The organism is Bacillus sp. P4_D3 (assembly GCF_056401855.1).
Window position 1 is genome coordinate 1 of the sequence record NZ_JBFUIN010000066.1, and the last position, 14,141, is coordinate 14,141.

Consider the following 14,141-nt stretch of genomic DNA (forward strand, 5'->3'; position numbering starts at 1 on the left):
GTTGAATACAGTTGGCTTACAAATTAATATAAATTCACCTAATATACAAGCAACGAAAAGCGTGAATAAAAGTGTTGCTGCAATTGGGGGTGTTCTTACTTATACAGTTACTGTCCCTAACACTGGGCTTCTTCCCGCAAATAACGTTACTTTTATAGACATTCTCCCTAACGGCACTTCCTTTATACCTGGAAGCGTAACGATAGATAACGTACCACAAACAAACGCAAATCCTATCGCCGGTATATCCTTAGGGACAATTAATAATAATGCTTCTCGTACAATAACTTTCCAAGCGACTGTCGTTTCTCTTCCAAGCCAAAACCCTATCTCTAACACCGCTACTATTACATTTCAATATACACCAATTGCTGGGGGAACGACTTTTAACGGTATTGCAACAAGCAACTCTGCCGGAACACAAATTAACCTCGCAGATATTAATGGAACAAAATCAGTTAACAAACTCTTTACCGATATTGGCGAAACGTTAACTTACAGTATTTCCCTAGCTAATGTAGGAAATATTGCGGCAACGAACGTTATATATACGGATCCGATTCCAAGCGGGACTACTTTTATTCCAGGGAGTGTCACTGTTAACGGCGTTACTCAAACTGGAGTGAATCCCGCAAACGGCATATCAGTTGGAACCATCGCTGCAAATTCTACCGCTACTATTGCATTTCAAGTAACTGTCCCGACTATTCCTCAAACAAACCCAATATTAAATAGTGGTACGACAACTTACCAATACGTTCCTATCCCAAACCAACCAGTAGTAAATGGATCTGATACGACCAATACCGTATCTACTCAAGTCAATAATGCTACTGTAACTATGGCGAAAGCAGTGGATAAAAACTTTGCTGATATTGGCGATACACTGACCTATACAGTTTCCTTTGTAGGTACAGGTAATACGACTGCTAACAATGTTATTTTTACGGATATCATTCCCACTGGCACTACTTTTGTCTTAAACAGTTTAACAATAGATGGCACGACACAAGTTGGAGCAAATCCCGCTAATGGTGTGAACATAGGATCCATCCCAACTGGCACAACCAAAAATATTTCATTTCAAGTAGTAGTTAACACAATACCCGCGTCAAATGTCGTATCTAACGGATCAAGCGCTTCTTATCAATACACCGTCAACCCTAGCCAATCACCCGTTACAAAAAACATTTCTTCCAATCTCGTTTCCACTCAAATTAACAATGCGAATTTAACATTAACAAAATCTACAAACAAACAATTTGCCACAATTGGCGAAACTATAAGTTATACAATCCTTATTACAAACAGCGGAAATACGGCGGCTAATAACGTTCAACTAACAGATCCACTTCCAAACGGAACGATATTGACTCTAGGTTCTGTAACTCTTAATGGCGTTTTGCAAAATGTAGATTCTCTCGTTGCCTTACCTATCGGCACAATTCCTGGCGGAGCTACTTTCACCTTATCCTTCCAAGTAACAGTTATTAACATTACTGCACAAAACCCTATCATTAATAACGCTTTCGCCTCTTATATTTACACTGTAAATCCAAGCCTGCCACCAACTTCAAAAACAACAAATTCTAATTCTGTTACATCGACAATTAGACTAGCAAATCTTCATGCTATTAAATCTGTAGATAAAACGTTTGCGGAAGTTGGAGATGTATTAACTTACACATTTGCTCTTACAAACGACGGAAACGTTGCAGCGAACAATGTATTACTATCCGATTCCATTGCGAATGGTACTTCCTTTGTGCCAAACAGTGTTATGATTAACGGTGTTACTCAGCCGGGCGTTACACCAGCTAGCATCAATATTGGCAGTATCAACGCTGGCACTACCATTACAGCTTCATTCCAAGTATTAATAACTAGTATTCCAAATCCTAACCCTATTTCAAATAGCGCTTCCATTTCCTATAACTTTATCGTTGATCCAAACGCTTCCCCTGTAAGTGCAAACACAACTTCAACCACTACATTTACTCAAGTAAATGATGCAAATGTCATTTCGGCAAAAACAGTGGATCGAGCGTTCGCTACCGTTGGGGATATATTAACTTATACCGTTATTTTAACGAATGCAGGAAGTGTTTCTGCTGATAGTCCAACTTTCGTAGATACAAATCCCGATGGCACTATCTTTATCCCAAACACTTTCCTTATTAATGGTGTATTCCAAAATAACGCAGATCCAAATATCGGTGTTCCGTTACCTTCCATTCCTGCTAACGGCTCACTTACCGTCTCTTATCAAGTAACTGTCACCTCTTTACCAACACAAAACCCAACAATAAATTCCTCTAGTACACAGTATAGCTTTATTCTAAATCCGGGCGACCCACCAACTATAGAAATATCTTTAAGTAACACTGTAAGTACACAAATTAATTTAGCAAATGTAGTTATTGTCAAAGAGGTCGATTTAACTATCGCCGATGTCGGGCAACCAATCACATATACAATTTCCTTAGCTAATCTTGGCAATACTACAGCAAATACTGTTGTTGTTACCGACATACTGCCTCCTGGAACTACTCTCATACCAAATAGTATTTTTATAGGTGGTGCTTTACAGCTAGGCGCAGATCCAAGTGCCGGTCTTCAAGTTGGTACAATTCCAGCAGGCGGAATTACAACAATTGTCTTCCAAATTAGTGCAAATGGGATACCTTCACCAAATCCAATTCAAAATAGCGCTTCACTTCAATATAGCTTTATCGCTGATCCAAGTTTACCTGCTGTCGTTCAAAACGCCTCTAGCAATATAGTAACTACACAAATTAATACTGCTACTATCGTAGCGAATAAATTAACAAGTACAAACTTTGCTGATGTCGGTGATAGCATTACGTATGCAACTGTACTAACAAATAACGGAAATATTCCGGCTACTAATGTTATTTTTACGGATGTTATTCCAAGTGGTACACTTTTCATTCCAGATAGTGTAGCAATTGATAATGTGCCTGTAGCTAATGTTAATCCAGCAAACGGCATCTCCCTCGGTACAATTGGAGCAAACTCCTCACGTACTGTTTCCTTTCAAGTGAATGTACCAGCTATTCCATCCATTAATCCCATTACTAATCAATCAGGTACTACATTCCAATACACGTACGATCCATCAAAACCAGCCGTAATGCAAATGACTTCTTCTAACACTGTACAGACAACAATTAATAATGCTACGGTTGCCGCTACAAAATCTGCAGATAAACAGTTTGCTAACGTAAATGATATTATTACGTACACGACTACCTTAACGAATAATGGGAACATACTTGCATCAAACGTGATATTTACAGATGTAATTCCAAACGGGACATCGTTTATTCCTAATAGTGTCACAGTAAACGGGAATATACTCCCGAATACAAATCCTGCTAACGGAATTGCAATTGATCCAATAAATCCGAATGCAAATACTATAATTTCGTTTCAAATAAAAGTGAATTCCATCCCTAATCCAAATCCAATTCCGAACCAAAGTAATACAACGTACCAGTATGTCGTAAATCCTAGCTTACCTCCAGCATCCGCCAATGCGTTAAGTAGCTTAATAACAACGCAAATTAACAATGCTACTATTGTCGCTACTAAGTCAGTGAATATACCGACGGCTGCAATTGGAGACATTGTCACCTATACAATTGCAGTTACAAATACGGGTAATATCCCTGCTAGTGCAACTGTTTTAACAGATGGACTTGGTGCAGGCGCTTCATTTGTCCAAAACTCTGTAACTATCAATAACGTTCCGCAGCCAGGATTAGATCCATCACTTGGTGTTCACTTAGCAGATATTCCCCCAGGTAATACTGTATTTATTGGTTTTCAAGCAAAAATTTTAGCAATACCTCCTAGTGGAACATTAACAAATAATGCACTTGTAAATTATGAGTACACAGTGAATCCAAACCAATCATCTGCTGTTGGTAGTACAATTACGAATACGACGGTTACCCCAATTATTGATGCTACTCTATCTATAAATAAAACTGTCAATTCAACATTCGCTACTATCGGAGATACACTTACTTTCACTTCAACCGTTACTAATTCCGGTAATACTACCGCAAACAATGTTATTTTTACAGATTTAATTCCAAATGGTACAACGTTTATTCCAAATAGTTTTATGGTAAATGGAACAACCATTCCTAATGCAAATCCACAAAACGGTATTAACATCGGAAATATTACTACCAATTCAATAGTTACACTTAGTTTTCAAGTAAACATTACAGCGATTCCAAATCCTAATCCAATCCCTAACCAATCATCGCTTCAATATAGTTTTATTGTAGATATAAACGAACCGCCTGTTTCACGAACAGTTCAATCCAACAAAACTTTTACACAAGTAAATTCCGCTTCTGTTATCGCATCAAAAATTGCGAGTAGTGCATTTGCTGCTATTGGCGATACAATTACGTATACAACTACTCTCACTAATAGCGGAAATACTACTGCAAACACACCTGTTTTTATAGATATATTACCACCTGAACTTTCATTCGTTCCTGATAGCGTACAAATTAACACCATCCCACAACTTGGATTTAGACCAGATAGCGGGGTTCCTTTAGACCCAATTCCAGTTGGAGGATTGACAACCATTAGCTTCCAAGCTATTGTCGGTTCAATACCATCTTCAAACCCTACATTGAACCAATCAAGCACAACATACTCTATCATCGTTGACCCTACCGAGCCGCCTATTACAGAAACGGCTACTAGTAATCCGGTCTTAGTTCAAATTAACGAAGCAATTATTCAAGCAACAAAAAGTGTGGATCGTCTATTTTCTGACGTAGCACCTGGAAATTCATTTTTAACGTATACAGTTTTATTAGACAATATAGGGAACACGACTGCTACTAATATCATTTTTACAGATCCGATTCCAAATAATACAGTATTTATAGAAGATAGTGTTCGAGTAGGAGGAGTTTTATTACCTGGGGTAAATCCAGCGAACGGGATACCAATTGGGGATATTATCGCAGAGGACTTTATAAACGTCACCTTCCGCGTTCAAGTAGTTAGTATTCCAAATCCAATTTTTACAATCGGACCCGGTGGGCCAAACTCACCGGTTGTAAACGGTGCTTCTATTAATTATCAATTTATGACAGGACCTAATTTACCACTTGTTTCACGAAGTACAACATCCAATTCTGTTTCGACACAAATAAATTCCGGGGAAATTGCACTGGTTAAATCTGTAGATAAAACTTTTGCAACGATCGGCGATACAATTTCTTATACAATTACATTAAGTAATCCAGGAAATGTCACTTCACAAAATATAATTTTCACGGATACTTTACCTGACGGAACGACATTTATATCCGGAACTCTTACAAATGATTCTGGTACACAGCAAATAGGCAATCCAGCGAACGGGATTCAGATTGGAAATATAAATCCCGGTAGTACGGCTACTATTACGATAAACGTACTTGCTACAAACATTCCAAGTATAAATCCAATTTCTAATTTTAGTTCTGTACAATTTCAGCATATTGTCGATCCAAGTCAACCGGCTATAACACAAACCGCTTCATCTAATACCGTTACTACGACAATAAATAGCGCAATATTAACTACAACAAAAAGTGTTGATAAATCTATTATTTCTGTTGGTGATACAGTTACGTATACAACTACTATTACGAATACAGGAAACACACCAGCTACAAATGTAACATTTACAAGCGCTATTCCGGCTAGCACTACATTTATACCCAATTCGGTCACAATAAATGGTATCCAGCAACCTGGCGCACAACCAGCACTTGGAGTAAATATACCAAATATCGCACCTGGCGAAACAGTAACTGTTACTTTTCAAGTAAATGTTATTTCTGTTCCTCCTTCAAATTCGATTATGGGTAATGACACAATTTTATATTCTTATACTGTTGATCCAAACGGAACTCCTGTTACAACTTCTACTTCAACTAATATCGTTACAAACCCTGTACTTGACGCTATGATAACGATGGTAAAATCAGTCGATCAAACAATTGTAACACTTGGTGATACCATTACCTATACGACCGTTTTAACGAATAGTGGTAATACAAATGCAACTAACATTACTTTCACTGATCTTATACCAGATGGTACAACGTTTATTACTGATAGCGTTACAATAGATGGCATCACGCAAATTGGTCTTAATCCTAATACAGGTATAACGATTGGAGCAATTGCTCCTAACAACTCAATATCTATAGCATTTCAAGTGACCGCTACTTCYACACCTGTTCAAAATCCTATTGCCAATTCCGCTAGTGCTTCTTACACATTTATCGCTGACCCAAATGCCCCTATTGTTTCAAGGACTGTTATTTCAAACACAGTGTTCACTACAATTAATACAGCTACCATTCTTTCATCGAAACAAGTCGATAAATCATTTAGCCGTATCGGAGACACACTCACTTACACTGTTGCTTTAACAAACAATGGAAACTCATCCGCACAAAATGTTATTTTCACAGATACAATGCCGAGCGGAACTACATTTATTACAAACACATTTTCTATTAATGGCATCCCTCAAAGTGGCGCGAATCCAACGAACGGTGTAAATATTGGGCCTATAACAGCTGGGACTACAGTAACCGTTTCATTCCAAATAAATGTGACCTCATTACCAACCGTAAATCCAATTGTAAATTTCTCATCGACATCGTATCAATTAGTCTCACCACCTGATGCAGAAACTTCAATTAGTAATCCTGTTTCAACGCAAATTAGAGAAGCCATATTATCTATGACGAAAAATGAAAGTGTATCCTTTGCAGATATCGGGCAAACTGCTTTCTACACTACTTCTATTACCAATGTAGGCAATACCGATGCAACTAACATTGTATTCACAGATGTATTACCAAGTGGACTCATATTTGTTCCTAACACATTAACTGTCGATGGTATTTTACAACCTGACGCGAATCCGAATACAGGTGTATTACTTGCAGCACTTCCGCCAAATGAAATATATAGTATCGTCTTTCAAGTTACGGTTAACAGCATCCCACCTATTAATCCAGCACCAAATACAGCATCCACAAATTATGAGTTTACTGTTGATCCAAATAATCCCCCTGTTTCAAGTACAGCTAATTCTAACACTACGCTTCTTCAAATAAACAACGCAACTATTATAAGTACAAAAACAGCAAATCTTACTTTTGCGGATATTGGTGATACAATAACATTTACACTTAACCTTCCTAATACAGGGAATACAACTGCAACTGATGTAACCATTATTGATATTCTTGATAGCAATTTAACTTTCGTTCCGAATAGTTTCACAGTTAACGGGCAAACCATCCAAAATGCCGATTTATCTACCGGTGTAAATATTGGTTCAATTAATGGTGGTAATGCGGCAATTGTCACATTCCAAGCAACTGTTACTACACTTCCAACACTTAATCCAATTACCAATTCTGCTTCTAGCACATATCATTATGTCGTTGATCCTAACCAGCCACCTACTATAACCTCCAATCAATCTAATACAACGACAACACAAATTAATACCGCTATTCTTACAGCGCAAAAAAGCACAAATGTATCTACGGTAGATATCGGGCAGGATATTGTCTACACCGTTACAATTACAAATAGCGGAAATGTTAGTGCAACTAATGTTATTTTTACCGACCTTATTCCAGACGGAACTTCCTTTGAACCGAATAGTTTTACACTTAACGGAACTAGCATCCCAAATGCAAACATAATTACAGGCGTTCCAATTGGTGATATCGCGCCAAACCAATCTGTCATCGTAGCATTTCATATTAATGCAAATGAAATTCCGCCTATAAATCCAATTACCAATCAGGCTAGCGTTAGCTTTCAACATATCGTTAATCCAGCAAATCCTCCAGTTTCAAAAAACATTACTTCTAACAACGTTACAACAAAAATTGAAAGTGCTATTTTAACTACTATTAAAATAGCAGATAAAACTTTTGCCACTATTGGTGATACGATTACGTATACAACTACTATAACCAACACAGGAAATATTCCTGCTAACAACGTTATTTTCTCAGACCCTTTACCGACATGGACACAATTTGTTGCAGGATCAGTTATTGTTGATGGTACTCCATTACCATCCGCTTCTATTATTGACGGTGTTGGCATAAATACAATAACTCCAAATCAAATCGTAACAATCGTATTCCAAGTTCAAATTGTAAGCAATCCAACAACTTTCACACCTGAACTCCAAAACTTAGGATTTGTTAACTTCCAATATAACGTAGGCAATTCATTACAGGCTCAACCTGGTAATGTGGAAACGAACGTCTTCGTTACTTCTATTAATTCAGCAATACTTTCAGCTGTAAAAACTGCTAATACAGCCTTTGCAAATATCGGAGACACGATCACTTATACAGTTTTGATTCAAAATAGCGGCAATACAAACGCTACGAATTTAAATTTCTCAGACATTATTCCAGCTGGAACGACTTTTGTTGAAAATAGTTTTTCTGTAAATGGAAGTACCATTCCAGGGGCAAATCCAAATAACGGAGTTAATATTGGAACCGTTAACGCAGACAGTTCATTAACTGTTACTTTCCAAGTCATAGTTACATCTACTCCACCTTCAAACCCAATTACAAACGTTGCATCTATTCAATACGCATTCATTGTTGATCCGACTGCTCCTCCTGTTACAGGCACAATAAGTTCTAATAGCGCTTCAACACAAATTAATAACGCTACTGTTACAACTGTTTTAGAAGCAAATCGAACAATTGTATCTATCGGAGATGTAATTACGTATACAGCAACATTAACGAATACCGGAAACTTCCCTGCAAATTCTGTATTACTCATTAACGGAGTTCCTGTAGGTGCAGTATTCGTTCCAAATAGTGTTACGTTAAATGGAATTCCGCTTCCAGATGCAAGTCCAACTCTCGGTATTCCAGTTGGTATTATCGCACCAGGTGATTCTGCTACTATTACGTTCCAATTTCTTGCTAGTTCTATTCCACCGCAAGGGGCGATTATAAATCAAGCCATTACAAGTTACACGTATATTGTAGATCCGAGTCAACCTCCAGTTACAGCAACATCCTCATCTAATACGGTGAATACAGCTGTCGTTGATGCATCGTTATCCGCAACTAAAAATACAGATTCTCTCGTACAATCTACAAACGGTACAATCACTTACACAGTAGTCGTTCGAAATAACGGAAATACAACTACAAATACAGTTATTTTAACAGATTTGGTCCCAGAAGGAACTGCACTTATTCCTAATAGCGTGACCATTAATACCGTTTCCGTTCCAGGCGCCGATCCAAACGTAGGAATACCATTAAACGCCATTGCGCCATCAGAAATCGTCACCGTCACATTCCAAGTTATCGTTCAATTCATTCCAAGTGTAAATCCAATTTCTAATACAGCCCGTATTGACTATACTTTTATCGCCGATCCAACTACTCCAATCATCTCTCGAACAATTATGTCTAATCCAGCTTTCACACAAATTTCAGATGCGACTATCCTTTCTTTAAAAGCAGTCAATGTACAACAAGCAACAACGGGCGATATTTTGACCTACACGATCACATTAGAAAATAACGGAAATATCTCAGCAACTAATCTCTCATTTTTAGATTCTACTCCAGATGGTACTACATTCGTAGAAAATAGTTTTACACTTAACGGAACAGCTATACCTGGTGCCAATCCAAATGTAGGTGTTACTTTGCCTAACCTAGCAGCAAACGCTACTCACCTTATTTCGTTCCAAATTCTTATTAACGATCCATTCTCGCAAGAATCGATTACAAATCAATCCAATACAACATATACAATTCAACCAGACCCAGGGCAACCGCCTATTACTGAAACATCTACAAGTAATATCGTCATTACAAATTTCGTGCAAGCACAATTGACAATTACAAAAACATCCAATCCAATAACTGTAGATATTGGTGGAACTATACTTTATATTTCTGAAGTGAAAAATATCGGCAATGTTGACGCAATAAATATTATTTTCACAGATTCTATTCCAGCTGGGACTACATTCGTTCCCGATAGTGTCACAATTAACGGTGTCCTTCAGCCAGGTGTAAATCCAGAAAACGGAATACCGATTGAAACGATTCCATCAAACAGTTCCAAAACGATACTATTTCAAGTGCATACAAATAATCCACCTACTGAAACCGAAATTGTAAATCAATCATCTGCAAATTACCAATATGTAAGTATCCCTACAGCCCCACCAGTGAATCGCTCTGCAAATTCTAACGTTGTTACAACATCGCTTCAAAACGCAAATATTATTTCTGTTAAAAGTGCTGATGTAACTTTCATATCAATCGGGCAAAATATTACCTATACAAATACACTACAAAATATAGGAACCGTTCCAGCTAACAATACTGTGTTCATTGATAACATTCCAGAAGGTACTATATTCATTGAAGATAGCTTATCAATAAATAATGTGATTCAGCCTGGCACGAATCCTGAAAACGGAGTAACTCTCGGCACGATACAACCAAATGAAACAGTCACTATTTCATTCCAAGTACAACTTACAAGTATACCTTCGGGCAATACAGTCATTAATATTTCAGACACTTCGTATGAATACCAAATTGACCCTAGTTCTCCAATTATTCAGCGTAGATCGTTATCAAATGCAGTAAACACTGWAGTGCGGACGGCAAATGTTAGTGCAATTAAATCCGCCAATAGATCCATTACACGCATCGGTCAAATCATCACATATACAGTCGCAGTTACAAACTCTGGTACAGTACCTATTACAAATACTCTCCTAATTGACGCAATTGCAGCTGGGACCACATTCGTTCCAAATAGCATCCTTGTGGATGGCATACCAAGACCTGACGAAAATCCAATTACCGGAATCGCCCTTGATATAATCCTTCCAAATAATACGATTATTGTTACGTTCCAAGTAAATGTAGTCTCTATACCTTCTCAAAATAACATTAATAATATCGCCGTCATTCACTATGAATATAAACCAGACCCAAGCTTACCACCTATTTCAGAAACGACCTCTTCCAATAGTACAAATATACAATTTATTGATGCTATTCTTATCGCTACAAAATCCGCTAATAAAGTATTAGCTAATATTGATGAAACCATTGAATATACAGTATTCATTCAAAATAACGGATCCACTACAACTAACTCCATCTTTTTTACAGATACTATAGCGGATGGAACAGTATTTATTCCAGGAAGCGTAATAGTTAACAATACGGTACTTCCTGCAGCAGATCCGAATATCGGCTTTTCCATTCCTAATATCGCGTCAAGTCAATCGACAACAATAACATTCCAAGTTTCCGTTACGAATTTGCCAGCTGTAAATCCAACACCTAATACTGCAAACATCGTCTACGACTTTATTTTCAACCCTGACTTTGCACCAATTCAAAAATCTACTACTTCCAATACTACTTTCGTTCAAATTAATGATGCTGATATCGTTTCACTTAAAACTGTTGATTTGACTTCTGTAACAATTGGTGACATTTTAACTTATACAACAACTTTAACAAATACAGGGAATACGGATGCTACTGCTGTTGTATTTACAGACAATATTCCTGATGGAACAACCTTTATAGACGGTAGCGTTTTAGTAAATAATATTCCTCAGCTTAACGCCAATCCAAGTGCCGGTATACTTGTAGGAACGATTGCTCCTGACATTTCTATCCCAGTCACATTTTCTGTTACCGTGGTAGCTCTTCCAGCTAGCGGTCACATTCAAAATCAATCAACTTCTCGTTATACAATAAATGGTGAAGAAAAAATATCGACTAGTAATATTACCTTCACTGAAGTTATTTCTGCTAATGTAATTGCGACAAAAACAACGCCAATCCAATACGCTGACCTACAAACTATCATCCCTTATACAATTTCCATCATAAATAACGGAAATATACAAGTGGAAAACATTATTGTTACAGATATCATTCCAGCAAATACGAGCTTTATAGAGAATAGTGTTATTATGAATGGCAACGCTCGTCCAAATGACAACCCACTTAGCGGTATACAAATTGATAACATTCCGCCTAATACGACAGCAACTATTCTATTCCAAGTACGGGTTACTTCGATTCCGCAAATAAATCCAATCTCTAACACGAGTACAATTGAATATGAATACACGTTACCGAATCGACCGCCTATTACCGAAACTATTATTTCAGCAGCTGCCGTAACAGAAATTAATCACGCAAATTTGACTAGTAACAAAGCTGTTGACCTTGCATTTGCAACGGTCGGTGATACGTTAACGTATACGATTACACTAAATCAAACTGGTAATGTTTCAGCAAATGATGTAATCATTCAAGATATTATTCCTCAAGGTACTACGTTTATAGAAAATAGCGTCATTGTAAACGGAGAAACTCTTCCGGGAGTTAATCCAATAAGCGGCATACCAATTGGTACTATAATTGTAGGCGAAAGTGCTATCGCTTCATTCCAAGTAACTGTGACTTCTATTCCAACACCAAATGAACTCAACAACCAAGCAATTACTACTTTTAAATATATAGTCAACCCAAATAACTTACCTGTTACAAATATGACTACAACAAATACTGCCACAACAACTGTCCAAAATGATAATGTTGTTGCCATAAAATCTGTTAATGCCACGAATGCATTACCTAGTCAAACTTTAACGTATACAATTACAATTTCTAATAGCGGTAATGTGACGATTGAAGATCTTCTTGCCATAGACACCGTACCAGTAGATACAACCTTCGTTACTAACAGTGTTACAATTAATGGAATCAATCAGCCTAATGCAAATCCCGAAAATGGTATTACATTAGGAAATCTTGCTCCTAATGAATCTGTTATCATTACGTTCCAAATAACAATATCTTCTTCGACTCTTCAATCTGCAATCAATAACGATGCTTCTGTTTCCTATACTGTTACCATTGATCCGAATGAACCACCTATTACAATTACAAAGCAAACAAATACCGTTACAACAGCACTCATCGATCCAATGGTGCGCATTGAGAAAAACGCTGACAAATCTATTTTCGTTATAGGAGATATTATTACATTCACATTAGAGATATTTAATCATTCCCCAATTCCTACAGTAAATACTTCCGTTTTAGATATGATTCCAGCTGGTACAACATTTATAGAAAATAGTGTAACCATTAACGGTACCCAAATCCCAAATATCCGTCCAGACACTGGTATTAATATCGGAGCTTTACCTGCAGATGGAGTAGCAACTATAACATTTAAAGTTCTCGTAACTTCTATCCCTTCAAACAGTACAATTATCAATGCTGCAACAGTTACAGCTGCTTTCCAACTGACGCCACAGGATCCGATTATTACTTTCATCGTTAATTCGAACATTGTTCGCATACCAGTTCAATTTATAACTGCAACTGTGCTTAAAAACGCTTCCGTTAGCTCAGCTTATTTAAACCAATATTTTGATTATACGGTGCATATTACGAATACCTCGGAATTTTCAATTACAAACATTTCTTTACAAGACACCATTCCTGCAGGTTTACGATTTATTGGCAGATCCGTTATAGTTGACGGCATATCACTTCCTTTAGCTGATCCAAATTTCGGATTCCTAGTTGCAACTAACTTTGAACCAAATGAAGTAATTATTGTGTCATTCACAGTACAAGTAATGGATCAGCCAGTAAACAATAAATTTATAAACACCGCTAATATTTCCTTACAACTTCAAACATCTCCTGCCGARCCACCTATAACAATAACAATTGTAAGTAACAAAAACATCGTCTCTTTCCTCCCACCAAATATAGAGCGTGTTTTACCAAACTTAAGTTGCTTCTTTGACGGTGAACGCTTTATACGAATTACTCCTCGGAACATACGAAAATATTTCGGGCCTTGGATTTGGTGGAATTAATTCAAATAAATAAAAGAGATTGTAGTTTGATTTAAACCAAACTACAATCTCTTTTTCATGCCATAGGCTACGCTTTTTTCGTTTGTTGTCTACATTGCACTTGAATATCATGAAATGT

1 protein-coding gene is annotated in these 14,141 nt (G+C 37.2%); it reads left to right on the forward strand.

Annotated features, from left to right (window positions below):
- Positions 1 to 14,023: beta strand repeat-containing protein (locus AC1DTM_RS10905; protein WP_477000223.1), on the forward strand; the 14,023-nt coding region annotated here is incomplete at its 5' end.
- Between the last annotated feature and the right edge of the window lie 118 nt (positions 14,024 to 14,141).